Origin of the sequence: Nocardiopsis sp. CNS-639 (assembly GCF_000381685.1) — a bacterium.
In the GTDB taxonomy this organism is placed as follows: domain Bacteria; phylum Actinomycetota; class Actinomycetes; order Streptosporangiales; family Streptosporangiaceae; genus Nocardiopsis; species Nocardiopsis dassonvillei.
The window spans coordinates 119,681-143,105 of sequence record NZ_KB906867.1 but is presented as its reverse complement, the minus strand read 5'-3'; the positions used below and the strand labels follow the sequence as shown (position 1 = coordinate 143,105).

General features: G+C 74.5%; 21 protein-coding genes. 11 read left to right on the top strand and 10 right to left on the bottom strand.

Annotated elements, in window-relative coordinates:
* The first annotated feature begins 270 nt into the window (after window positions 1–270).
* Window positions 271–1,551 carry a glycosyltransferase gene (locus G011_RS0120700; RefSeq protein WP_019610140.1) on the top strand — a complete coding sequence of 427 codons (1,281 nt, stop codon included), beginning with the start codon at window positions 271–273 and terminating at the stop codon, window positions 1,549–1,551.
* A gap of 40 nt (window positions 1,552–1,591) precedes the next feature.
* On the opposite strand, the gene G011_RS0120695 is transcribed toward G011_RS0120700, so the two are convergent.
* The 3 genes from G011_RS0120695 to G011_RS0120685 all read right to left on the bottom strand — a co-directional run bounded on the left by G011_RS0120695 (window position 1,592) and on the right by G011_RS0120685 (window position 5,105).
* The gene (locus G011_RS0120695; protein ID WP_019610139.1) at window positions 1,592–3,067 is read right to left on the bottom strand and encodes a HAMP domain-containing sensor histidine kinase; all 1,476 of its coding nucleotides are present in this window, start codon (window positions 3,065–3,067) and stop codon (window positions 1,592–1,594) included.
* A 254-nt stretch (window positions 3,068–3,321) separates the two neighbouring features.
* A complete protein-coding gene (locus tag G011_RS0120690; RefSeq protein WP_013156183.1) occupies window positions 3,322–4,020 on the bottom strand; it encodes a response regulator transcription factor in 699 nt (232 codons plus the stop codon).
* A 137-nt stretch (window positions 4,021–4,157) separates the two neighbouring features.
* On the bottom strand, window positions 4,158–5,105 hold the full coding sequence (locus G011_RS0120685; RefSeq protein WP_019610138.1) for a CoA ester lyase: 948 nt from the start codon (window positions 5,103–5,105) through the stop codon (window positions 4,158–4,160).
* 162 nt (window positions 5,106–5,267) lie between these two features.
* On the opposite strand from G011_RS0120685, the gene G011_RS0120680 reads away from it, so the two are divergent.
* The gene (locus G011_RS0120680) at window positions 5,268–7,841 is read left to right on the top strand and encodes a molybdopterin-dependent oxidoreductase (protein ID WP_019610137.1); all 2,574 of its coding nucleotides are present in this window, start codon (window positions 5,268–5,270) and stop codon (window positions 7,839–7,841) included.
* Between the two features lie 224 nt (window positions 7,842–8,065).
* Here G011_RS0120680 and G011_RS0120675 read toward each other — a convergent pair whose 3' ends face one another.
* Window positions 8,066–10,249 (bottom strand): protease PrsW, encoded by a 2,184-nt coding sequence (locus tag G011_RS0120675; protein ID WP_020722862.1) that lies wholly within the window; start codon window positions 10,247–10,249, stop codon window positions 8,066–8,068.
* Window positions 10,250–10,593: 344 nt separating this feature from the next.
* Between G011_RS0120675 and G011_RS0120670 the strand changes: the two genes are divergently transcribed.
* Window positions 10,594–11,055 (top strand): hypothetical protein, encoded by a 462-nt coding sequence (locus tag G011_RS0120670; RefSeq protein ID WP_019610136.1) that lies wholly within the window; start codon window positions 10,594–10,596, stop codon window positions 11,053–11,055.
* Window positions 11,055–11,405 (top strand): transcriptional regulator, encoded by a 351-nt coding sequence (locus G011_RS0120665; protein ID WP_019610135.1) that lies wholly within the window; start codon window positions 11,055–11,057, stop codon window positions 11,403–11,405. Before G011_RS0120670 ends, G011_RS0120665 begins: the two co-directional genes overlap by 1 nt.
* Window positions 11,406–11,536: 131 nt before the next feature.
* On the opposite strand, the gene G011_RS0120660 is transcribed toward G011_RS0120665, so the two are convergent.
* Both G011_RS0120660 and G011_RS0120655 read right to left on the bottom strand, forming a co-directional pair.
* Complete coding sequence (locus G011_RS0120660; RefSeq protein ID WP_019610134.1) at window positions 11,537–12,856, bottom strand: methyltransferase; 1,320 nt, start codon at window positions 12,854–12,856, stop codon at window positions 11,537–11,539.
* Window positions 12,853–13,800, bottom strand: a complete 948-nt coding sequence (locus G011_RS0120655; RefSeq protein WP_019610133.1) for a hypothetical protein — start codon at window positions 13,798–13,800, stop codon at window positions 12,853–12,855. The genes G011_RS0120660 and G011_RS0120655 overlap by 4 nt, the downstream gene beginning before the upstream one ends.
* Window positions 13,801–13,891: 91 nt before the next feature.
* On the opposite strand from G011_RS0120655, the gene G011_RS0120650 reads away from it, so the two are divergent.
* Together G011_RS0120650 and G011_RS0120645 are read left to right on the top strand one after the other, a co-directional pair.
* Window positions 13,892–14,554 carry a TetR/AcrR family transcriptional regulator gene (locus tag G011_RS0120650; RefSeq protein ID WP_019610132.1) on the top strand — a complete coding sequence of 221 codons (663 nt, stop codon included), beginning with the start codon at window positions 13,892–13,894 and terminating at the stop codon, window positions 14,552–14,554.
* Window positions 14,551–15,066: an NUDIX hydrolase gene (locus G011_RS0120645; RefSeq protein ID WP_019610131.1), complete on the top strand. Its 516-nt coding sequence runs from the start codon at window positions 14,551–14,553 to the stop codon at window positions 15,064–15,066. Before G011_RS0120650 ends, G011_RS0120645 begins: the two co-directional genes overlap by 4 nt.
* On the opposite strand, the gene G011_RS0120640 is transcribed toward G011_RS0120645, so the two are convergent.
* A complete protein-coding gene (locus G011_RS0120640; protein WP_019610130.1) occupies window positions 15,063–16,007 on the bottom strand; it encodes a hypothetical protein in 945 nt (314 codons plus the stop codon). The two genes, G011_RS0120645 and G011_RS0120640, sit on opposite strands and share 4 nt — an antisense overlap.
* Before the next feature lie 289 nt (window positions 16,008–16,296).
* On the bottom strand, window positions 16,297–17,790 hold the full coding sequence (locus G011_RS0120635) for an NAD(P)H-hydrate dehydratase (RefSeq protein ID WP_019610129.1): 1,494 nt from the start codon (window positions 17,788–17,790) through the stop codon (window positions 16,297–16,299).
* 155 nt (window positions 17,791–17,945) lie between these two features.
* Between G011_RS0120635 and G011_RS0120630 the strand changes: the two genes are divergently transcribed.
* Window positions 17,946–18,776 (top strand): N-acetylmuramoyl-L-alanine amidase, encoded by an 831-nt coding sequence (locus G011_RS0120630; protein WP_051104391.1) that lies wholly within the window; start codon window positions 17,946–17,948, stop codon window positions 18,774–18,776.
* 83 nt (window positions 18,777–18,859) lie between these two features.
* On the opposite strand, the gene G011_RS0120625 is transcribed toward G011_RS0120630, so the two are convergent.
* Entirely contained in the window at window positions 18,860–19,315 is a 456-nt protein-coding gene (locus G011_RS0120625) for an excalibur calcium-binding domain-containing protein (RefSeq protein ID WP_019610127.1), read from the bottom strand.
* Window positions 19,316–19,672: 357 nt separating this feature from the next.
* Entirely contained in the window at window positions 19,673–20,464 is a 792-nt protein-coding gene (locus G011_RS0120620; protein WP_019610126.1) for a DUF4352 domain-containing protein, read from the bottom strand.
* A 281-nt stretch (window positions 20,465–20,745) separates the two neighbouring features.
* On the opposite strand from G011_RS0120620, the gene G011_RS0120615 reads away from it, so the two are divergent.
* The 4 genes from G011_RS0120615 to G011_RS0120600 all read left to right on the top strand — a co-directional run bounded on the left by G011_RS0120615 (window position 20,746) and on the right by G011_RS0120600 (window position 23,425).
* Complete coding sequence (locus G011_RS0120615) at window positions 20,746–21,108, top strand: hypothetical protein (protein ID WP_019610125.1); 363 nt, start codon at window positions 20,746–20,748, stop codon at window positions 21,106–21,108.
* Entirely contained in the window at window positions 21,101–21,541 is a 441-nt protein-coding gene (locus G011_RS0120610) for a hypothetical protein (protein WP_019610124.1), read from the top strand. Before G011_RS0120615 ends, G011_RS0120610 begins: the two co-directional genes overlap by 8 nt.
* Before the next feature lie 122 nt (window positions 21,542–21,663).
* Window positions 21,664–22,515, top strand: coding sequence for a sulfurtransferase (locus G011_RS0120605; RefSeq protein ID WP_026338484.1), 852 nt, complete (start codon window positions 21,664–21,666; stop codon window positions 22,513–22,515).
* A 304-nt stretch (window positions 22,516–22,819) separates the two neighbouring features.
* Entirely contained in the window at window positions 22,820–23,425 is a 606-nt protein-coding gene (locus G011_RS0120600) for a DUF4178 domain-containing protein (RefSeq protein WP_019610122.1), read from the top strand.

The following is a 23,425-nucleotide window of genomic DNA, read 5'->3' as shown; positions in this document are numbered from 1 at the left end:
GCGGCGGGCGGGGCGGTCACGGACCGAAGGCGCGGCGGGTCGGGGCCGCGTGGCGTGTGCGCGGCGGAGCGGGTCCGGGGCACGCGAGCCGCGGTCCGTTGTCTGTCGGCGCGGCCGGACTTGCGGGTAGGTGGAAGGGGCGCGGGGGTTCCCTTCCCCGCGCCGCGTGCCACCGAGCGGTCGCCCCGCGGCCACCGAGAGGTCGGCGGGGGTCAACGCGGGTGACCCACACTCGGGCGTACGCGGCGACCCGACAAAGGAGATCAGGTCATGTCCACGTCCTTCGCCTCCCCCGCGGTGGCGGCACCGCCCCGGCCCGCCGTCGGCGCGACGCGCCGCACCCGGGTCCTGATCGGTACCGACACCTATCCCCCCGACGTGAACGGCGCCGCGTACTTCACCGCCCGCCTCGCCCGCGGTCTGGCCGCGCGCGGCGCGCGGGTGCACGTGGTGTGCCCCTCCCCCGAGGGCGCCCCGTACACGGCGGAACGCGGCGGGGTGGTCGAGCACCGGCTGCGCTCGGTGTCCTCCCTGGTCCACGACAGCGTGCGGCTCGCGGTCCCGCTGGGCGTGCGCGGCCACCTGGACCGGCTCCTGGACCGGGTGCGCCCGGACGCCGTCCACATCCAGAACCACTTCCTCGTCGGCCGGATGCTGGCCGCCGCCGCGCACGCCCGAGGCGTGCCCGTGGTCGCCACCAACCACTTCATGCCGGAGAACCTCTTCGACTACGTGCACGTGCCCGCGCCGCTGCGCCCGCACGCGGCCCGGCTGGCCTGGTGGGACCTGGGCGCGGTGCTGTCCCGGGCCGAGCACGTGACCACGCCCACCCCGGCGGCGGCGCGGCTGCTGGTCGACCAGGGGTTCACCCGGCCGGTCGAACCGGTCTCGTGCGGGATCGACCTGGACCGGTTCAGCCCGCTGGACGGCGGCGCGGCCACCCGGCGGCGGCTGCGCGCCCGGCTGGGCGTGCCGGACCGCAGGACGGTGCTGTTCGTGGGGCGGCTGGACGAGGAGAAGCGCGTGGACGAACTCGTGCGCGCGGTGGCCCTGACCGACGGGGTGCAGCTCGTGCTGGCCGGGCACGGCGCGCACCGGACGCTGCTGGAGGAGCTGGCGGCGGAGGTGGGCGCGGCCGACCGGGTGGTGTTCCTGGGCTTCGTGCCGCACGCCGACCTGCCCGACGTGTACCGGTGCGCTGACGTGTGGGCCATCGCCGGGACCGCGGAACTCCAGAGCATCGCCACCCTGGAGGCGATGGCGAGCGGCCTGCCGGTGGTGGCGGCGGACGCCATGGCGCTGCCGCACCTGGTGGAGGAGGGCGGCAACGGGTACCTGTACCCGCCCGGCAGTCCGGGGGCGCTGGCCGCCCGCGTGGAGTCGGTGGTCGCCGACGAGGGCCGACGGCTCGGGATGGGCGCGCGCAGCCGCGACATGGCGGAGCTGCACCGGCTGGAGGACTCGCTGGAGCGGTTCGAGCGGATCTACCGCGAGGCGTCCGCCGGTGCGGGGGTCGGCGCCGGAGCCGGTGCGGCGCTCAGCGGGCGGTGACCGGCGGTTCCGACACGGCGTCCGCGTGAGCGCCGGATCCTCACCCCCGCGCCCTCGGCTCCTCGTCCCGCGGCGGTGTGAACAGCGGCAGGTGGAAGCCGATGGCGGTGCCGCCGCCCTCCCTGTTGCGGGCGAACACCCTGCCCCCGTGCGCCTGCGCGATCTCCCTGACCATGGACAGGCCGAGCCCCGAACCGGGCAGGCCGCGGGCGACGGCGGCCCTGTAGAAGCGCTCGAAGACGTGGTCGAGTTCGGCGGGGTCGATGCCGGGCCCCCGGTCCAGGACCTCCACCGTCCCCGCGCGCACGCGGATCTCGATGGGCGCGGTGCCCTCGGGGTCGAACTTGGCGGAGTTCTCGACCGGGTTGGAGACGGCGCGCTCCAGGGAGCCGGGGCGTCCCCACACGACGCTGTCGTCGGCGTCCACGACGATGTCGCGGCCGGTGCGGCGGCGGGTGCGCTTGGCGACCTTCTCGGCGATCCCGGCGAGGGGGACGGCGCTCATCTGCTCGTCCTCGTGGTCGCCGGTGGCCAGGCCGACCAGTTCGTTGACCAGGGCGGTGAGTTCGCGGGTCTCGCCGCGCAGGTCCTCGATGAGGCCGGCGCGCGCCTCCGGGCTGAGCCGGTCCACCCTGTCGAGCACCTGCACGTTGGTGTACAGGCTGGTCAGCGGGGTGCGGAGTTCGTGCGCGGCGTCCTGGACGAGGCGGCGCTGCTCGTCCTTGGAACGGGCCAGCCGGGCGAGCATGGCGTTGAACGCGCTGGTGAGGCGGCCTACCTCGTCGCGGCCGACGTCCTCCTCGCGGCTCTCGCCGCTCCGGCCGGGGTCCACGGGGTCGAGCCGCCCGGTGGAGCTGACGTACTCGGCCGCCTCGGTGAGGCGCACCAGGCGCCCGGTGGTGCGGTGGCCCACCAGCCAGCCCGCGGCGGCCGCGCACAGGGCGACGAACAGGCCCACCCACAGGATCTGCGTGGCCAGCCGGTCGATCATCAGCTCGGTCGGGGACAGGCGCTGGAGGAGCTGGAGGGCCCCGGCGCCGTCGCCGAGGGAGACCGTGGCCAGCCGGTACTCCTGTCCGCCGATGGCCTGCTCGCGCATGTCGACGATGCCGGGCCGGGCCTCCTCGGCGACCTCCAGGTCCCTCTGCGACGGCGCGAACAGGATGATCTCGGACGGGTCGGCGATGTTGACCGTCCTGCTGCCGTCGGGTTCGAGGAGCTGGAGCTGGAACTTGTCGCTGGGCAGGAACGGGCCGGGACCGGCGGAGCCGCCCCGCCCCTGCTGGTGGTAGTCGACGAGCTGGTCGGACAGGGCGGTGACGGTGCTCTCGAACTCGGTACGGGCGTCGGAGCGGATGAGCGCGGCGGCGGTGGTGTAGGCGAGGGTGCCGACCAGGGCGATCACGACGGTGGCGACCAGCGCGAAGATCACCGCGAAGCGGGTGCCCAGCCGCCAGTCGCCCGGTTGGAGCAGCGTCCGGCGCCACCTCGGGACGGCGGTGCGCGCGGCGGACACGAGGGCCCTGAGACCGGACGCGGCGCCAGAGCCGTGCGGGGCGCCGGGGCCGTGCGGGGCACCGGAGGCGGGCGGGACGCCGGCGCCGGATGGTGTCCCCGGGCCGGGCGAGGCGCCGCCGGAACCGGGCGGGGTTACAAAACCGTGCGGGGCTCCAGAACCATGCGGGGAGCCGGATGCGGGCGAGGCTCCAGGGCCGTGCGGAGTGCCGTGTCCGGGTTCCCGCGGGGTGCCGTCGTCGGGTCGCACGGGGCTCAACCCTGCGGCCGGAGCGTGTAGCCGACCCCGCGCACGGTCTGGATCAGCGGCGGACCGCCGTCCTCCAGCTTGCGGCGCAGGTAGCTGATGTAGACGGCGAGGTTCTTGGACTCGGGGCCGAAGTCGTAGCCCCAGATGCGGTCGTAGATGGTGGAGTGGTCCAGGACGATCCCGGCGTTGCGCACCAGGAGTTCGAGCAGGTCGAACTCGGTCTTGGACAGCTCGACCTCGCGGTCGCCGCGCCAGACCCGGCGGGAGGCCGGGTCCAGGGACAGCTCGCCGACGCGCAGCGGTCCCTGCTCCGAGGCATCCTCGGGAAAGGGCGCGGCCCGGCGCAGCAGGGCGCGCAGCCGGGCGAGGAGTTCCTCCAGCTCGAAGGGCTTGGCGAGGTAGTCGTCGGCCCCCGCGTCGAGCCCCGCCACACGGTCCGGCGTCTCCACGCGCGCGGTGAGCATGAGGATGGGCGTGCGGTCGCGCTCGGCGCGCAGCACGCGGGCCACCCCGAGCCCGTCCACTCCCGGCATCATCACGTCGAGGACGAGCAGGTCGACGGGGTCGGCGTGCACGGCGGCGAGTGCCTGGACCCCGTCCGGTACCGTCCTGACCCTGTAGCCCTCCAGTTGGAGCGCGCGTTCCAGTGAGTCCCTGATCGCGCGGTCGTCGTCGGCGACCAGAACCGTGGCGGTGGCTTCCATGGCGCCCATGGTTCCGTATGAGGGTGAGAGCGCGGTAAGAGCGGGGTGGGGCGCGTGTCAGACTCCGCGCCGGTCAGAGTCCGCGCGGACCGGGCGGGCCCGCACGGGCCCCGCCCGCCCTCCGCCGGGGTCCGGGTTCAGGACCCGGGGTCGAACGCGCGGGTCCGGGCCATCCCGGCCGCGCGCCCCTTGCCCGCGACCACGAGCGCCATCTTGCGGGAGGCCTCGTCGAGCATCTCCTCGCCGAGCATGACGGCGCCGCGCCGGTCCACGGTGGTGGCGTGGGCGTAGGCGTCCAGGATCAGCTCGGCGTGGTCGTAGTCCTCCTGGGAGGGCGCGAACACCTCGTTGGCGGCCTCCACCTGGAGCGGGTGCAGGACCCATTTGCCGTCGAAGCCGAGGGCGGCCGTGCGCCCGGCGGAGCGGCGGAACGCGTCCACGTCCCGGATCTGGAGGTAGGGGCCGTCGATGGCCTGGAGCCCGTGGGCGCGGGCGGCCGTGAGGATGCGCATGAGCACGTAGTGGTAGGCGTCACCGGTGTCGTAGCCGGGCGGCTGCTCGCCGACGACCAGGCTCTTCATGTTGATGGAGGCCATGAAGTCGGCGGGCCCGTAGACGAGGCTCTCCAGGCGGGGCGAGGCGGCGGCGATCCCGTCCACGGCCACCAGGCCGCGGGCGTCCTCGATCTGCGCCTCGATGCCGATCCGGCCGACCTCCAGCCCGACGGCGCGCTCGATCTGGGTGAGGAGGGTGTCGAGCCACTGGACGTCGCGGGCCGAGGTGACCTTGGGCAGGACCAGGGCGTCGAGTTCGGCCCCGGCTCCCTCGACGACGGTGATGACGTCGCGGTAGGCCCACTCGGTGGTGACGTCGTTCACGCGGACGGACCGCACCTTGCCGTCCCAGCCGCCGTCGTTGAGCGCCCGGACGACGGCGTGGCGGGCGGAGTCCTTCTCCAGGGGCGCGACCGCGTCCTCCAGGTCCAGGAAGAAGGCGTCCGCGTCCAGTTCCCGCGCCTTGTCCACGAACCGGGGGTTGGACCCCGGCACCGCGAGTACCGACCGCCGCGACCTGAGTTCGCCCATCGCTGTCCGTCCCCCTGCTCCACTCGTCCGCCTGCGCGCGGTCCGCACCGGTCGGCCGCCTCCGCCGGGCGGGACCGCGCCGCCCATCATCGCACCGTGCGGTGCATAGAGTGAGTCCGGGCCCCTGGTGGGGCGCAGGGGAATTCCAGGGGGGAAACGAGCATGTCCGGCACGTCGTCGTATCCGACCAGCGCCCACTGGGGCAGTTACCGGGTGGTCGTCGAGGACGGCCGGGTGGTCGGAACCCTCCCCGACCCGGACGACCCGGCGCCGTCCCCGGTGATCGCCAACACCCCCGCCGCCCAGCACCACGCCTCGCGGGTCGCGCGTCCGGCGGTGCGGCGGCGCTGGCTGGAGAACGGACCCGGCCCGGACCCGCTCCGGGGGGACCCGGACGACGCCTACGTCGAGGTGGAGTGGTCCACGGCGCTGGACCTGCTCGCCGGTGAGCTGGACCGGGTGCGCGGCGCGTACGGGAACGCGGCGATCTACGGCGGTTCGTACGGCTGGGGCAGCGCGGGGCGAATCCACCACGCGCAGAGCCAGCTGCACCGGTTCCTCAACGTGATCGGCGGGTACACGCGCTCGCGCACCACCTACAGCCACGGCGCGGTGGAGGTGCTCTTCCCTCGGATCATCGGCGTCCCGGCGGCGAACCGGCTGCTGCACCGGGCCCCGTCGTGGACGCGGATCCGCGAGCACACCGAGCTGCTGGTGAGCTTCGGCGGGCTGCGGGTGTCCAACACGTGGACCTCCTCGGGCGGGCGCGCCGCCCAGACCGCCGGTCCGGCGATGCGCGACGCGTCCGGGGCCGGGGTGGAGTTCGTGTCGGTGTCGCCGCTGCTGGACGACACCCCCGAGGACGTCAAGGCCGAGTGGGTCTCCCTCAACCCGGGGACCGACACGGCGGTGATGCTGGCGCTGATGCACGTGCTGTTCACCGAGGGCCTGGCCGACACCGCCTTCCTGGACCGCTACACCGTGGGCGCGGACGTGCTGCGCGCGTACGTGCTGGGCGAGCGCGACGAGCGGGGCGGCCCGGACGGGACCGCGCGGACGCCGGAGTGGGCCGAGCGGATCAGCGGGGTCGCGGCCGACGAGCTGCGGTCTCTGGCGCGGCGGATGGCGGCGCGGCGCACGCTGGTCAACGTGGGGTGGTCGGTGCAGCGGGCCCGGTACGGCGAGCAGCCGTTGTGGGCCGGGCTTGCGCTGGCGTGCTGCCTGGGGCAGGTGGGGCTGCCGGGCGGCGGTTTCGCGTCCGGGTACGGGTCCATGGGCAACTACGGGGGCGGCGCGACGCCGCTGGGGCTGCCGAGGATGCCGCAGGGCAACAACGCGGTGGACTCGTTCATCCCGGTGGCGCGGGTGGCCGACATGCTGCTGGAGCCGGGCGGGCGCTACGACCACGACGGCGAGGAGCGGCGGTACCCGGACATCCGGCTGGTGTACTGGGCCGGGGGCAACCCCTTCCACCACCACCAGGACCTGAGGCGGTTGACCGAGGCGTTCGGGCGGCCGGAGACGGTGGTGGTGAACGAGACGCACTGGACCGCGACGGCGCGGCACGCCGACATCGTGCTCCCGGCCACGACGGTGCTGGAGCGCGACGACGTGGCCGCGAGCCAGGGCGACCTGAGCGTGCGGGCGATGCCGCGCGCGGTGGCGCCGCACGGGCAGGCGCGCGACGAGTACGACACCTACGCCGACCTGGCCGAGAGGCTGGGGGTGCGCGAGGAGTTCACCGAGGGGCGCACGAGCGGCGAGTGGATGCGCGTGGTGTACGGGCGCTGGCGGTCGCTGGTGGCGCGGCGGGGCCTGGAGGTGCCGGAGTTCGAGGAGTTCTGGGAGCGCGGGCGGGTGGAGATGCCCGGCCGGGTGGAGGACGAGGCGCTGCTGGGCGAGTTCCGCGCCGACCCGGAAGGCCACGCCCTGCGTACGCCGAGCGGGCGGATCGAGCTGTTCTCGGAGACGATCGCGTCGTTCGGGTACGAGGACTGCCCGGGGCATCCGGTGTGGCTGGCGGGACCGGTGGTGACCGGTTCAGGACGTGGAGCCGGGGAACCGGTGGTGACCGGTTCCGGCGCCCAGGCCGGGGTTGGGGCCGGTGCCGGGGAGTCCGTGGCGACGGACTCGGTGCCTGGGGCCGGAGGGTCGGTGGTAGCGGGTTCCGGTGCCCACGCCGGAGCCGGAGAACCGGAGGCGACGGGCTCCACGTCTGGGGCCGGAGGGTCGGTGGCGGCGGGTTCCGGAGTCGGGGCACCCGTGGTGGACGGCTCCGCTGACCGGGCCGGGGAGTTCCCCCTGGTGCTGATCGCGAACCAGCCGAGCGGCAGGCTGCACAGCCAGCAGGACATGGGCGCGCACAGCATGTCGCAGAAGGTGCGCGGGAGGGCGCCGTTGCGGATGCGCCCTGAGGAGGCGCAGGCGTGCGGTGTGGCTGACGGGGATGTGGTGCGGGTGTCCAGCGCCACGGGCTCGTGCCTGGCGGGCGTGGTGGTGAGCGACGCGCTGCGGCCGGGGGTCGTGCAGCTGTCCACGGGGGCCTGGTACGACCCCTCGTCGGAGGACGTGACGTGCGTGCACGGGAACCCGAACGCGCTGACGGAGGACGTGGGGACGTCCTCGCTGAGTCAGGGGTGCACGGGTCAGCTGGTGCGCGTGCGCGTCGAACCGTTCACCGGAGAAGTGCCGCCCGTGCGCGCCTTCGAGCCGCCGAGGGGCGTCACCGCGGTCTGAGCGTGGCGGGGCCCTCCCCGAGCGCTTCGCGACGCGTGCCCGGCTCCACGACGTCGGAGGCCCTGTCCCCTCCCCGCGCGTCTCCCCGGGCCCCGGGGCCGCCCCACCCGCGTACCCACGCGGGCTTCCGGCGCCCCGGCCGCCGGAGTCTCCCACCCCGGCGGCGCGGGCACACGTGAGCGGCGCGGCCGGGAGAACGGGCCCGGGGCCGGGGGCAGGGTCCGTCACCGTACGAGGAACCGGTTCACGCGCCCGGGCAACAGCAGCCCCGCCCAGCCCAGGAGCGCGTACCCCACCTGGCCGGGCGCGAGCATGCCGAGGATCGCCCCGGTGTTCGCGGTCGGCGCGCGCAGGAACTCGCGCATCCGCGGGTGCGCGTGCGGCACCCCGTTCCCGGACAGCAGCAGCGTGAGCACCGCGACCAGCACCACGGCCGCCCAGATCACGTCCACGCCGGCCAGGCCGCCCAGCCACCCCTGGATCCGGTCGAGGGCAACGAACGCGTAGGCGGGCGTACCGGTCGCTTCCGGGCCGGGCGCGGTGGCGGCGGCGAACACCGCCGCCGCGCCCATCGCCGCCATCGCCCCGGTGACCCCTCCGGTGGCCGCCAGCCCCAGCCGCATCGCCAGTTCGCGCGCCTGCCGGGTCAGTTCCTCCTGTGAGGGGTAGCGGCGCCAGGGCCGCCCCGCCGACCGGGCCTCGCCCATGGCGTTCGCCCGCCGCCAGCGCAGGAACCGCCAGGTGTCGCAGAGCACCGAGGGGCCGCGCCGCGCCGCGATGGCCGCGACGGCCAGCTCGTGGGCGATCGTGGACACCGTGGTGGCCAGGGTGATCGGCAGGTCCACCCAGGACAGCGCCGTCCGGCGGAACAGCGGCGCGATGTCGGCGGGCACGCGGACCCGCATGGCCACCGAACGCCCCCGCGCCCGGCGGCGCAGGCGGGCCAGCGGCGGCTGCCCGGGCAGCGGCGGCGTGGACTCGGCCGCGGTCGCGATCATCCGGTAGTCCATGGCCACCGCGCACAGCAACAGCAGCACCAGCAACCACGGGGTGAGCACCCCGCCGCCGAGGAGGCCGTGCACGAGGTCGGAGGCCGGGTGCAGCTGGGCGTTGGCCAGCCGTGCGTTCAGGTTCAGGTGCTCCAGGAACGCCAGGGTCAGCGCGACCGGCGGCAGCAGCCACAGCCAGGCCCCGTAGCGGCGACCGACGACCGCCAGGCCGATCGCGGCGCCGACCAGGCCGGTGGTGACGGCGTGACCGGAGAAGACCGCGAGCACGGTGCCCGCGGGGTCGGTGACGGTGCTGCCGCCGGGCAGGAAGATGCCGGTCCCGGCGGACGGGCCGGCCCCTCCGAGGGCCACCTGCGTGAGCAGGCGCTCGGCCAGCTGGAACCCGGCCCCGGAGGCCGCGGCCAGCAGCAGGAAGTCCACCGCGGCCAGGCGGCGCAGCCTTCGGCGGGCCGCCAGGGCCAGGATCAGCAGCGGGAGGAGCTTGCCGACCTCCTCCACGGTCACGGCGACGTAGGTGTAGCCGAGGACGCCGTAGGGGTCGCCGCCCAGCAGCCCGGTGACGGCGGACTCGGCGAGCGCCAGGGGCCACAGCAGCAGCGCGCCGAACGCGGCCATCCGCAGCAGCGAGGCGAAGGAGACCGTGCGGGAGCGGGCCAGCAGGGCCAGCTGGAACAGCAGGACGAAGGAGGCGGCCAGCACGGGGAACGCGGCGCCCAGACCGGGGACGGCCAGGGGCGCCACGAGCAGCGCCGCCACCATGAGCCACCCCCAGGCCCCGCGCAGGGCCCGCAGGGAGCGGACCGCGCGCGGCGAACGCCGCCGCGCGCGTTCGGCGCTGCGGGCCAGGAGTTCGGCCGGGTCCGGGCCGGGCCCGCGCGAACCGCGGGCGTGGCGCGCGCCGGTCTCGGCGCAGTGGTAGAGCTGGGCGGCTCGGGTGAGGACCGGGCCGCCCTCCCGTCGGGCGCGCGCGGCGAAGTGGCTGCGGGCCTGGGGGATGTCGGCGCCGACGAGTTCGCGGACGAAGTCGGCGGGACCGGCCGCGACGGTGAGCTCGTCCGCGGTGACCAGGACGGCGGCGGAGAAGTCCTCGACGCAGACCAGGAAGTCGGTGGGCGCGGGCCCCCAGCCGCGGATGAGGTCGATGAGGGTGTCGGTGTCGAGGGGGACCTCGGTGACGGGGTCGTAGGAGAACTCGGGCCTGGTCCGGCACACCAGGAGCCGGTCCACGCCCATGGCGCGGCCCGCGGCGACGACCGCGCGGATGAGGTTGCGGTCGCGGGGGACCAGGAAGGGGGTGGTGACCTTGCCGTCGACCCGGATCCAGTGGGGGTCGAACTCGGTCGCTCCGGCGCAGACGCGCAGCACGAGGTCACGCGCGAGCATGGCCTGTTCTTCCATGGGTCACCTCGTGCCTGGGGGCTCACTCGGGGGCGGATAGGTGCTCACTCGGGGGCGGAGACCACGGGCCCGTTTCCGCCGCCTTCCGGACGGATCGGCCCGACCGAGCATAACGGTGGGCCGCCCGGCCGGGGAGGGCGCCGTGGGCCCTCCCCCGGCGGCGGAGGTCGGCGGCGGTCCCGTCGGCCGGGGGGCGTGTCGCTCATTCGTGTTCCTCGCGTCGTCGCTGGTCGACGCGGTGGCTGCGTCCCGGCGGTCTTCTCTCGGGACCCGGTGTGTTTGACAGGGCCCAACCCTTGGTATCTACTTTCCATATAGAAAGTAGATACCAAGAAGGAGATGACATGGCCAGCAACCCCGAGCTCGACCAGGTCGCCGACGCCCGCCGCAGGCTCGCCGACCACACCAACCCGCCCGCCGCCTTCTGGGTCCTCCTCGCCGCCGCGAGCGTGCTCATCGCCGGCCTGCCCATCTGGTCCGCCGTCCTGCCCGGCAGCGGCCCCTACTTCCAGTGGGCCGTCCTCGGCGTGGTCGTCATCGCCACCGCCTACTCGGTCGTCCAGCGCCGCCGCAGCGGCGTGTACATGCCGCGCTACGTCTTCTCCTACCCCGGCGCCCGACTGATGTGGATCGCCGCCCTGGCCGTCACGGGCGTGGGCTACATCGGCATCACCCTCCTGGTCGACCAGGGCATGACCGGCTTCGCGCTCGCCGCGCTGGTGCCCGTGTCCGCCCTCGTGCTCGCCGGACAGATGATGGTCCGCTCGGCCATGCGCCGCAGCATCGAGAACGGCAGGGTCAAGTAGTGACCACACTGCACCGCCCCGGCGGCGGCGCCTCCGGCGGAGGCGCCGCCGCCGCACGCCAACCGATCCTGGAGACCGGCCCGCGCCTGGCCATGTGCGCGCTGTTGCAGAGCGCCAAGTGGGTCGACTTCGCCACCGTGCGCGACCTGCTCGGCGTCAGCGATCCGATGGTCTCCAAGCACAGCCGCACCCTGGAGGACGCCGGACTGCTCGAAGTCCGCAAGGGAGCGGTCGGGCGCCGGCCCAAGACGTGGTTCCGCCTGACCCCGGTCGGACGCGCGGCCCTCCAGAGCCACCTGGCCTGGCTGACCGAACTGGGTTCGGCGGTCGAGCCCGACCCCGACACCTGAACCGGGGCGGGGGTCCGGACCGGCCGCAACCTCGGCGGCCCGCGCCGACTCCGACGCCGGGGAGGAGGGCCCCGGCCACGAAGAACACCAGGTGCCGCCCGCGCTCGACGCGGGCGGCGCTCTCCGCCGACTCACACCCGCGCGCCGGGCGCGGGCGCCCCGCCGCCGCGGGGAGCGCCCGCCTCCTCCCCTCCCCCTCCTTCGCCGAGGGGTTCGCGCGAGGGCCGCGGTCCGGCTCCGAAGGCATCCGCGCACAGCTGCGCGAAGTGCCGCACCCCCGGCAGGTCGAGCGCCCAGCCCGCGAGCGCCCACCCCAGGTGCAGGTGCTCCAGCGCCCGGGCCAGCGCCGACACCCCGCTCCAGCGCAGTCCCTCGGAGTTCTCGTAGGTGAGGCGGTACAGCACCTCGGGGTGCTCCGCCGCCGGTCGCGGCTCCAGCGCCACCGGCGCGCGGGCGGCCAGCCAGCCGCCCAGGCCCCGGCACATGGCGCAGTCCGCGGCCACGTACAGCGTGCCCGGCGCGCGGCCGGGCCACGGGCGCCACCGGGGCAGCCAGGACCGCACGCCCGCACGGTAGGCCTCCCAGTCCCCGCCGAACGCCGCCCGCAGCTGACCGCCCTCGTGCCAGGCGGCGAACCCCGCGCCGTAGGCGAAGGCCACGAGCGCGCCGAGCAGCAGCCACGGGTCGCCGGTCACCGGGGCCAGGACCAGGTACACCCCGGCGACGGTGGCCTGCATCGGGTTGCGCAGGTAGGCGTAGGGGCCGCTGGTGACCAGCCGCGACGGCGGGTCGAAGGGCAGCGGGGTGCCGCCGCCCACCCGCGCGAACTCGCGGGCCGCCGCCAGTCCCGGCAGACACACCGGGGCCAGGACCTGGGCGGCCACGAAGGCCGTGCCCGGACCGGGCAGGGCGTCCAGCGCGGCCAGCGGCAGGACCACCATGGCCCCGAAGGCCAGGAGCGCCTGCGCCCACATCCGGGCGTGCACCAGCTGGCCGGTGCGCGTCCAGTAGGCCAGCATCAGCGCGGGGATCAGGCACAGCGCGGAGCCGACGAACTCGCCGAGCAGCCAGAGCGGGCCCAGCACCACGACGGGTTCGGCTAGCGGCATGACGATGACGTCCACCCACACGAGCAGGCCGCTGAGCAGCGGCACCGGCAGCAGGCGCAGCAGCAGCGCGGGCAGCGCGCCCCACAGCACCGCCCAGGCCAGCAGCAGGTCCACGGGCATGCCCAGCCACACCGCGCCCTCGGCGTGGAAGGACCACCAGCCCGCGCGCAGCGCGTACAGGTTGAGCGGGACGAGCGTGAGCAGGGCCCACGCCCCGGCCACCAGCATCGCCGCAACCTCGCGCGGGCGGGGCGCGCGCCACAGGCACAGTCCGGCCAGCAGGAGCAGCGGGGCGAACAGGCCGACGCCGCGGACCAGCGCCGCGGGCAGTTCCGGGATCATCGGGAGCCCTCCAGGGCGGCGGCGCCGAAGGTGGCGGCGAGGTACTCGGCGGCCAGGTCGGTCGTATAGGACTGGATCGGCCCGAAGTACCACGAGGGCTCGTAGGTGCGTTCGTAGTCGATGGACCAGGCCAGGCGGGTTCCGTCGCCCTCTGCGCGCCACACGGCCTCGGCGCGGCGCATGTCCATCCAGTTCGCGAAGGCGGTGTCCTCGACCACCTCGAACACCACGCGCCCGCCGTCCCCGCGGACCTCGCTCCCGGTGATCCGGAGCTCCATGTGGCGCGGCGTGGGCTCGGCGCCCGGCTCCAGCGTGCGGCGCGGGGTGAAGCGGACGTGCCGGGTGTCGCCGACCTCCAGGCCCCCGCCGGAGGCCGAGACGGGCTCGGGGAAGGGCACGGCCCGCAGGAAGAGCGCGTCGGGAGCGGCGTAGGCGGGAGGGGCGGCCAGGGCGGCGGCGACCTCGTGCGGGGCGGCGGGAACCAGGACGTGGCCCTCGCCGCGGTCCCCCCGGGGCAGCAGGGAGGTTCCGGCGACGCCCTCCAGGGCGAGCACGAACAGCAGCGGCACCGCGAACAGGGCGTGCCGGGAGCGGTCCCGCCAGGCGACGAGCGCCCCGGCCGTCCAGGTGACCACGGCGACGACCCCGTAGATCAGCGGCGCGGCGATGAGCAGGCAGACCATGCCCTCACCGAGCAGGGGTCCGGCCAGGGCCAGGCAGAGGGTGGTGACGGCCATGGTGACGCCCATGGCGCTGCGGGCCCGCACGGTGAACACCACGAGCAGGGCGATCGTCGCGGGCAGGCCGACGTAGAACAGCGCGGTCTGGTCCAGGCCGCCCCAGTGGTGGATCCGGAGCGCCAGCAGGGCGGCGAAGGCGGCCAGGACCAGGGCCGCGAGCAGCAGGCGCGCCCTGGAGGGTGCGGGGGAGTCGCTTCGGGGCACGGGGGAACTCCTTCAGCATGCGATTAAATCGCTTGGTTTAATCACTCGATTAAACCGTATGCTGAAAACCTCCCCGAGAGCAAGGAGGGCCATGGCCAAGGGCGGCGGAGGACGGCGCACGAGCGAGGAGACCAGGGAGCGGCTCCTGGCGGCGGCCAGCGAGGTCGTGCGCGAGGAGGGCTACGCCGGGGCGTCGGCGCGCGCCATCGCCGCGCGCGCGGAGGCCAACTCGGCGCTGGTCTTCTACCACTTCGGCGGGGTCGACCAGCTGCTGCTGGCGGCACTGGACCGCTCCAGCGCCGAGCGCATGGCCATGTACCGGGAGATCGCGGCGCGGGCGAACACCCTGGAGGAGCTGGTGGAGGCGGCGATGCTCATCTACCGGACCGACCTGGAGCGCGGCTACATCACCGAGTTCTCCGAACTGGTGGCCGCCGCCGTCACCAAACCGGAGCTGCGCACGCAGATCCGGGACCGCTCGGAGCCGTGGATCGCCTTCATCGAGCAGGAGTGGAACCGGGTCCTGGGCGGATCCGCCCTCGGGAAGCTGCTGCCCGCCCGCGAGGTGGCCTACGGGGCGATCACGTTCTACCTGGGGGTGAACCTGTTCTCGGTGCTCGACGAGGACCACTCACGCACCGAGGCGGTGTTCGACCTGGCCCGCGGGCTGGCCCCCCGGGCCAGGCTCCTGACGCTGCGCCTGCCCCGCCGCGACCGGGGGGTAGGCTCGCCCGCGGACGAGGAGGACGCATGAGCACAGGCATCACGGTGGCCCCCGGGATCGAGTTCCCCGACACCGCCGACGGCCGGACCCACGTGGCGGCCGCGGTGATCGCCGACGACCGGGGAAGGGTCTTCGCCCAGCGCCGGTCCCCCACGCGCAAGGTGTTCCCGCACTGCTGGGACATCGTCGGCGGACACGTCGAGCAGGGCGAGACCATGCTGGAGGGGTTGGCGCGCGAGGTCGAGGAGGAGACCGGCTGGCGGCTGACCGGGGTGCTGGCGGAGCTGTTCCGGCTGGACTGGGACCCCGGGGACGGCTTGACCCGGCACGAGGTGGACTACCTGGTGCGGGTGGAGGGCGACCTGGACGCGCCCCGCCTGGAGCCGGGCAAGCACACCGAGTTCCTGTGGGTGGACGACTCCCTGGTGCACCGGTTGCACGACGACCGAGACCCGGGCGACTACTTCATCACCGACATCGTGCAGCGGGGCATCGACGCCGCCCGCGCGCTGAGCACTCGGACGACGCGGGATCGGGGTTAGTGCGTCAGGGCCTCGGTGACGTGGAGGGCGAGGGCCAGCCACAGCGCGCCCGCGCCCGCGCCCCAGGCTCCCCCGGGACTCACCATCACTTGGCGCCGCACCCCCTGGGGGAGGTTCCGCGGCATCTCGGGCACGTCGGGACGGACCCGGTCCACGAAGCGGATGATGCGTTCCGCACGGCGCCGATCCGCTTCGCCGCTGGTCCACCGGCCGTTCCGGGAGCCGAACAGCGAGAAGGCCGGATACACCCCGCCGTCGTTGGTGTGGATCAGCAGACCGCGCTCGGCACTGACCCCGCTGATCCGCTCCACCGGAATGACCACGAGGTTCCCGTCTCCGCGAGTGACGACGTGGGTCCCTTCCAGACGTACGTACACGAACAGGCTGCGGCCGAGCAGCCAGCCCCCGACCGCGGGCAGCGCGATGACCGCCACGAGGACTCCCAGCATCAGCAGCAGCGGTTGGAAGAACCCCTCCTCAGGGAGACGCACCCGGCCGAGCTGGAGGGTGAGCACAAGCAACGGCAGCGCCAGGAGTACGCCGCCGAGCATGCCCCACCAGCTACGCAGAACCACCGGTCGCGAACGGGGACGGTCCTCCCCACGGGGATCTGACCTGCCGTCAGGCCCCAGGCCGCGCCGGTGGCAGTCCAGAGGACGCTTGGAGCGATACGCCCCGATCATCCCCAGGATGGCGGCGGGCATCCATGCTCCGGTCTCCATGAACGCCAGGGACACCATGAGCACCACGCCCAGACCGACCCAGAAACGGACCAGCGACCAGGGCATGACGGAGGCGGTGAGGGTGTAGCGCACCAGCGCGGACCGGTTCGCCCACACGCCGATCCTGCGCTTACGCGCGATCAGCCAGAGTTCGCTGCCGAAGGCGACGGCGCATCCGGCCAGGGCGACGGACAGGAAGACGACCGCGGCCGTGCTCACACGGCACCGACCGGGGGTGCGGAGGCGGGGAACATGGGGGATGCCCGTCGTGTCCGGAGGAGGGGACCCCAGCATCCCACGGCGGTCCGGCACCCCTCCCCCGGCCCCGCACGCGAACGGCGGACAGACAGCGCTTGAGCCCGCACCCTTCTGCCTCGCCCCGCGCGCGGACCGCACCGGAGCGAACCCATGGGGGCTCGGCTGTGCGTGTTCCGGGGACGGCGTCCCGCGGCCGGGCGGGCGGCCCGATTCCACCCCGGTTCCGCCCCGGTTCCGTCCCGGCTCCGTCTCAGACCGCCCGGCGGACCTCGGCCACCGCGAGCGGCAGCGCGTCCAGCAGGTCGGACGCGCTGATCGGGGCACCGTCCCGGGCCAGCGAGGCGGCGCGTCCGTGCAGGTAGGCGCCGCACATCGCCGCCTCCCTCGCGGGCAGCCCGGCGGCCAGGAGCGCGCCGACCACCCCCGACAGCACGTCTCCGGTCCCGGCGGTGGCCAGCAGCGGCGTTCCGGTCGGGTTCACGACCACCGGGGCCCCCGGGTGCGCGATCACCGTGGTCGACCCCTTGAGCAGGACGGTGCACCCGAGACGGTCGCGGGCGCGGGCCGCGTGCTCCAGACGGCGCGCCTCGACGTCCCCCCGGTCCGCGCCCAGCATCCGGGCCAGCTCCCCGGCGTGCGGCGTCAGGAGCGTGTGCGCCTTCCGCTCCCGCAGCAGCTCGCACAGCGGTTCGCCCCACTGCCCGGTGAGCAGGGTGAGCCCGTCCGCGTCCACCAGCACCGGGACGTCGCTGTCCAGGACCGCTCGGAGCTCGTCGGCGTTGGCCGGGTGCGTGCCCCGGCCGGAGCCGACCACGACGGCGGACACCCGCCCGGGCGACAGGTCGGTGCTGTTCTGCGGGTCGAGGAGGCTGGCGACGGTCTCCGGCCAGCGGGCGAGCACCTGGTCGACCACGGCCGGGCCGCCCCCGTAGCGCACCATGCCGACCCCGGTGCGCAGCGCTCCGCCCACGCACAGGACGGCGGCGCCCCGGTAGCGGTCGGAGCCCGCGCGGACGGCGAGGACGCCCCGCCGGTACTTGTCCGACTCCGCCCCGGCGACCGGCAGGAGGGAGGCGATGTCCGCAGCCTGTGGACTGACCAGGTCGGGCCCTGGCAGTTCCGGGGTCAGCCCGATGTCCACGAGACGGACCCGGCCCGCGCGTTCGGCGCCCGGATCGACGAACAGGCCGGGCTTGTGGGTGCCGAAGGTGACCGTGACGTCGGCGCGGACGGCGTGCCCGGCCACCTCGCCGGTGTCGGCGTCCACCCCGCTGGGCAGGTCCACGGCGACCACGGGGACGGGCGCGTTGGCGGCGAGCAGGGCCAGGGTGGAGTGCGGCCTGCGCAGGCCTCCGCTGCCGCCGATGCCCACGAGCCCGTCCACGACGAGGTCGGCGTCGAACAGGTCGCTCTCGTCGGCGAGGGCGTCGGTGAACCAGCGGACCCGCCCGCCCGCCGACCGCAGGGCGGCGATCCCGCCCTCGTGGACGCGCCGCCCGGCGATCAGGGCGCGCACGGCCGCGCCCCGGGCGGCCAGCGCGGCGCCCGCGTACAGCGCGTCGCCCCCGTTGTCGCCGCCGCCGACCATGAGGACGACCCGCGCCCCGTACACGCGGGGCAGCAGCCGTGCGCACTCGGCGGCGAGTCCGGTGGCCGCCCTGCGCATGAGGGCCCCCTCGGGGAGGCGCGCCATGAGCGCGCGCTCGGCCTCGCGGACGGTGTCGGCGGTGTGTGCGGAGCGCACGGGTTACCTCCCAGGTTCGGGTCGGCCACCATCGTGCCGCAGAGGGCTCCGGGTACGGGGGCTCCGCCACACCGGGTGGCCGACAACAAGGAATTTTCTACACAAAGTGATCACCCCTCTACCCTTCGGAGTGTCGACTTGACACAATGGGGGGCATGCCTCGACCGAGCAAATACGTCTCTCGGTCCGATCTGGGATGGGGTTCCTCGCCCGCGACCCGGGCCAATCCCCGATCCGGACTGGTCATCCACTACGACAGCACCGATCAGGGGCTGGCCGCGAAGGACCACTCGGCCTGCCTCAAGTACTGGCGCGACACCCGCTCCTTCCACACCGGCCCCTCCCGCGGCTGGGCCGACGTCGGATATTCCTTTATGTCCTGTTCGCACGGATATGTCATTGAAGGCCGGGGGCTGTACAAGACCCAGGCCGCGCAGCCGGGGGGCAACACCTCCCACTACTCGGTGACCCTGGCCACCGGTCCCACGGACACCATCACCCCGGAGCAGATCAACGCCGTGCGCGCGCTCCGCCAGTGGCTGATGGAACCGGACACGTCGATCGCCGGAACGGTGCTCGGGCACCGCGACTTCGTCTCCACCTCGTGCCCGGGCGACAAGGCCTACGCCCTCGTCCGCGACGGCACGTTCGAAAAGCCCCCCGGGGAGATCACGGAGGTAAACGACATGCTCGGACTCGCGATCGGCAGTACGGGGGACGCGGTCAAGCTCCTCCAGCTCAAGGTCACCCGGGCGGGCTTCGGCGACACCCTGGGCGCGGGCGGAGTCGACGGCGACTACGGGGAGGCCACCGCCGAGGCCGTGCGACTGACCCGCAAGTACGTCGGCAGCCGCGCCCTGCCCGGGTACGGCGACAAGATGACCGCCCACGCCGTCGACCAGGTGGAGGCCGCCGTCATCAAACGCGCGCTGGCGGGGGGCGCCGCGAAGGCGGAGGCCCCCGCGGAGGAGGCCACCCCGGCGTAGGGGGAGCACCGACGGGTCGGGGCGCTCCGCGCTCCGGCCCGCTCCGACGCCGCCCCCGGAACCGGTCCCGGGCCGACCCCCTGTCACTCGCAGGCGACGCCGTCGCCGTCGCGGTCCAGGTGGGAGCCGTAGCCCGGGTCGCCGCGGCGTACGGGCGCCGCACCCGCGGCGCGCGCCGCGTCGCAGTTCTCGTAGTAGGCCGGGGCGCCGCCGGTGTCGCCTCCGCCGCCCCCGCCGCTGCCGCCGTCGTCCGGGCGCTCGGTCACCGTCTCCGTGACGGTCTCCGTGGCGGTGACCGTCACCTCCACCTCGACCTCCTCGGTCGCGGTGGCGGTCGGCTCCACCGTCTCGGACACGGTCGCGGTCACCGTGGCGGCCGGGGGCGGCGGCCCCGCCTGGTCGGAGCCGCCTCCGGCCAGCGCACTGGCGCAGGAGCCGATCATCACGGTCAGGACCAGGGCGCCGAGGCACCCCAGGCACCCGAGGCCGATCTTGCCGCCGGTGGACACGGTGGCGGGGGAACGCGGGGGCAGGGACATGGCGAGGCTCCGGGGGATGCGCAGGGAGCGGCGGAGCGGGAACCGCGCTGGACGGGCGCGTGCGGGCGGGGGCGCGCGCGTGCGGCGACGATATCCGAGCCAGCCGCGAAAAGGATCCCTTTTGCGGTAAAAAGCGGCTTCCGCCGGAACCGACCGCTCTGCCGCCGCCCCCGGACGCTCCGTCGTCGGGCCCGGACGCCCCACCGGAGACCACCGCACGCCCGGACGGACACCTCGGGAGACCCGACCGGGCACCGACGGAGGCCACCGAACACCGGACACCGGCGAACGCCGGGAACACAGCGCGAAGCCCCGGCCGCGGGGCGCGCGGCCGGGGCTTCGCGGTGCGTGTGTGGACTACTGGACCGTCGTGACGATCGGGTCCTCCATGCCGAAACTGGGGTCGTAGCGGACCTCGGTCACCACGACCTCGCCGACCACGGCGATCTGCCCCGAGACCGAGGAGCCGGGCGCGAGGGTGCCGACCTCGATGTGCTGGATGTCGGCGAAGATCGCGTCGGCCCAGTCGGTGCGCTCGGTTCCGTCGGAGAGCACCGTCGTGAAGTACAGCGGGTTGATGTCGAGCGGCTCGTCGCCGTTGTTGGTGAGCTCGACGTCGAGCACCGTGTAGACGGTGTCGTCGATGGTGTCACCGGCGGTGCCCGCGGCGGTGGCGGTCAGGGTGACGCCCTGCTCGTTGGCGGGCTCCTCGGCCGCGCCGCCCTCGGACTCCTGCGTGCCCTCCTGCTGGGTGGGGGCCGAGGACGTGGAGGTCGACGTGCTGTCGTCGCCGCCCGCCATGGAGGCGATGATCACGATGACGATGACCACGATGAGCACCAGGCCGAGGCAGCCGCCGCCGATGCCGAGGCCGACCTTGGCGCCGGTGGACATGCCCTTCTTCGGGGGCTGGCCGCCGGGCGGCGGGCTGTAGGGGTCTCCGGGACCGCCGGGGGGCATGCCGCCGTAGGGGGGCTGGCCGGGAGGCGGTCCGCCCGGGCCGCCGTAGGGCGGCTGGCCGCCGGACGGGTCGCCGTAGCCCCCGCCGGGAGCGCCGTAGCCGGGCTGGCCGCCGTAGGACTGGTAGCCGCCGGTGCCGTCACCGTGGGGAGGCTGCTGGGGGCCGGAAGGGTACTGGGGATAGGACAACGGGGTGCTCCGGTCTTCGTACACGATGCCTGAGGGAATGTGCCGCGGGCCTGAGCCGTGTACCGGCTGGAACACATGCGGCTTCGAGGACCATATCCGACGCGGGTGTACCGCCGCCTCGCAAGCCCCGTGTCAGAGTTGTCCGGAATCGGACGTTTCCGCTGGCGGCCGGGCCTGGACCCGGCCGCCGCCGGGGGACGGTGCGATCCGGTGACCCCGACGTACTACGCTGTGTCGTAGAAGCCCGCCGGCATGGCGTGAGGACGACGAGCGGAGGCGGCGTGGTCGACTGGCTGACCATGACGATTCAGATGGTGGCACTGGCGTTGGCCGGGTGGTGCCTCGTCTCGACCTTCCGCGACCAGCCCATGGTGGTCCCGCACCTGGTCGGCATGGCGGTCCTGTGGCTGCTCGTGCTCGGACAGGTGGCCGCCACCGTCGTCACCATGGTCGGCGGCGAGCGGCCCGCCGAGACGGCCATGTTCGTGTCCTACCTGGCCACGGTCGCCCTGCTGCCGCCCGCGTGCGCCGTGTGGGGCTTCATGGAGCGGAGCAGGTGGGGCCCGGCGGTGATCGCCTTCGCCTGCCTGATCCTGCCCGTCCTGTTCGTCCGCCTCGAACAGCTCTGGAGCCCCGTTGTCTGAGTCCGCCGCGACCCGGGACAGAACCCTGCGCACCGGCCCCGGCCGCCTGCTCGTCGCCGTGTACGGGGTTTTCGCGCTCGCCGCGACCGCGCGCGGGGGCTACCAGCTGGCCACGAGGTTCGACGAGGCACCGCTGGCCTACGGGCTCTCGCTGCTCGCCGGGGTGATCTACCTGGTGGCGGCGGTGGGCCTGGCCCGGGCCGGGCGGACCTCGCGCAGGGTCGCGCTGGTCTCGTGCAGCGTCGAACTGGTCGGTGTGCTGGCGGTGGGCACGGTCAGCCTGCTCCTGCCGGGGGTCTTCCCCGACGACACGGTGTGGTCGAACTTCGGCGCCGGGTACCTGTTCATCCCGCTGGTGCTGCCGGTGCTGGGCCTGTGGTGGATCCTGCGCGTCCACCGCATGGACCGGGGCGACGGGGTCCGCGGCGCCTGAACGGCGCCCCCGGGCCCGCTTCCGGCTCCCGCGTCCGGGCGCCCTCCCGCGGGCCGGTACGGCGGCGGACACCGGGCACACCCCTCCCCACCTGCCGGGACGGAACGCCTAGTGTGGTGCCCATGTCCGAACTCCTGACCCTGCCGGTGGCCGTGTCGGCCGACTGGCTCCGCGAACACCGCGACCGCGTGGTCCTCGTCGACTCCCGGTGGTACCTCGACGGGCGCTCCGGTCGCGACGCCCACCGCGCCGGACACCTGCCCGGCGCCGTCTTCACCGACCTGGACACCGACCTGGCCGCCCCGGCCAGTCCCGAGGGCGGACGCCACCCGCTGCCCTCCGCGGCCGACTTCGCCGACGCCCTCGGCCGCCTCGGCGTCGGCGACGACTCCTCCGTGGTGGTCTACGACGACGCGGGCGGTTCCGTGGCCGCCCGCCTGGTGTGGATGCTGCGCGTGCTGGGCACCCCGGCGGCCTTCCTCGACGGGGGCATCCAGGCGTGGACCGGCGAACTGGAGGAGGGCGACGTCACCCCCCGGCCAGTGCACCGCACCCCGCTGCCCTGGCCCGCCGACCGCGTCGTGCACACCGACACCGTCCGCGCCGAGACGGGCGATCCGGCGCACCTGCTGGTCGACGCACGCGCCCGCGAACGCTACACCGGTGAGCGGCCCGCACCCGTCGACGCCCGGCCGGGGCACGTGCCGGGCGCCCGCAGCGCCGAGTGGACCGCGAACCTGGGCGATGACGGGCTCCTGGCCGCCCCGGGAATCCTGCGTGAACGCTTCGCCGCCCTCGGCGCCGACTCCGCCGACACCATCACCGCCTACTGCGGGTCGGGGGTCACCGCCTGCCACGATCTGCTCGCCCTGGAGCACGCCGGGTACTCCGGTGCCCGCCTCTACCCGGGGTCGTGGAGCCGCTGGGGAGGCGACGACACCCTCCCGGTGGAGACCGGCGACCCCCGGGCCTGAGAACCCCGCGCACCGGGGCGTGGGCGCCTCGGCCCGAGCCGCCGGACGCGGGGCGCCGGTGTCCCGGGGACGGTTCCGGGAGCGCGCCGAGGCGCGCTCCCGAACACGGGTCCGTTCTCAACGACCACCGTCCGTGAGAGGTTCCCGGGCGGGACGTCTTTCGTGTCCTGATCTGGTCACATGTGGAACCGGCCCCTCGCACGCGGCGTCAGAGCGTCAGTAGGATTGCCCGGCCCCGGGGAACACGCAGGCAGGGGACGTACACGGCCTCGCTCCCCCATGCCCCACCGCGAAACGAGGAACATTGGCCATCGAACTCCTGCTGCTGCTCATCCTGATCGGCGTCGCCGTCGTGATCGGCGTCCTGGTCTACGCGCAGCGCGCCAAGAAACCGAAAACGGCCCCCGAGCCCCCCGCGCCGCCGCGGGACCCCTTCGCCGACACGGGCGACAGCACCGCGGGCGACCCGCGCGCCATCAAGGCGGGCGACATGATCGACTGGGGCACCGAGCGGACCTGGATCCGCGGCACCCTGCGCCTGTCCGAGGGCGGCTTCACCTGGTCCGAGCACTTCCTGGAGGTCGAGGGCGGCAAGCGCTGGCTCTCGGTGGAGGAGGACCCCGACGTGGAGCTGGCCCTGTGGACCGGCCGCCCCGACCTGGACATCATCCCCCAGGGCAAGAGCATCGAGCTGGAGGGCACCGTCTACCGGCTCCAGGAGAAGGGCACCGGCTCCTACCGCTCCGAGGGCACCACCGGGCTCAAGGCCTCCGGGGGCCTGGACTACGCCGACTACGAGTCCGACGACGGACGGCTGCTGTCCTTCGAGCGCTTCGACCACGGGCGCTGGGAGGCCAGCACGGGCACCAAGGTCGCCCCGGGCACCTTCACCATCTACCCGGGGAGCTGA

What these genes read in the sequence shown, in the direction of transcription:
- G011_RS0120700 (WP_019610140.1), top strand. Translation starts at nt 271, where the DNA reads ATGTCCACGTCCTTCGCCTCCCCCGCGGTGGCGGCACCGCCCCGGCCC.
- G011_RS0120690 (WP_013156183.1), bottom strand. Translation starts at nt 4,020, where the DNA reads ATGGAAGCCACCGCCACGGTTCTGGTCGCCGACGACGACCGCGCGATC.
- G011_RS0120685 (WP_019610138.1), bottom strand. Translation starts at nt 5,105, where the DNA reads ATGGGCGAACTCAGGTCGCGGCGGTCGGTACTCGCGGTGCCGGGGTCC.
- G011_RS0120680 (WP_019610137.1), top strand. Translation starts at nt 5,268, where the DNA reads ATGTCCGGCACGTCGTCGTATCCGACCAGCGCCCACTGGGGCAGTTAC.
- G011_RS0120675 (WP_020722862.1), bottom strand. Translation starts at nt 10,249, where the DNA reads ATGGAAGAACAGGCCATGCTCGCGCGTGACCTCGTGCTGCGCGTCTGC.
- G011_RS0120670 (WP_019610136.1), top strand. Translation starts at nt 10,594, where the DNA reads ATGGCCAGCAACCCCGAGCTCGACCAGGTCGCCGACGCCCGCCGCAGG.
- G011_RS0120660 (WP_019610134.1), bottom strand. Translation starts at nt 12,856, where the DNA reads ATGATCCCGGAACTGCCCGCGGCGCTGGTCCGCGGCGTCGGCCTGTTC.
- G011_RS0120650 (WP_019610132.1), top strand. Translation starts at nt 13,892, where the DNA reads ATGGCCAAGGGCGGCGGAGGACGGCGCACGAGCGAGGAGACCAGGGAG.
- G011_RS0120645 (WP_019610131.1), top strand. Translation starts at nt 14,551, where the DNA reads ATGAGCACAGGCATCACGGTGGCCCCCGGGATCGAGTTCCCCGACACC.
- G011_RS0120630 (WP_051104391.1), top strand. Translation starts at nt 17,946, where the DNA reads ATGCCTCGACCGAGCAAATACGTCTCTCGGTCCGATCTGGGATGGGGT.
- G011_RS0120625 (WP_019610127.1), bottom strand. Translation starts at nt 19,315, where the DNA reads ATGTCCCTGCCCCCGCGTTCCCCCGCCACCGTGTCCACCGGCGGCAAG.
- G011_RS0120605 (WP_026338484.1), top strand. Translation starts at nt 21,664, where the DNA reads ATGTCCGAACTCCTGACCCTGCCGGTGGCCGTGTCGGCCGACTGGCTC.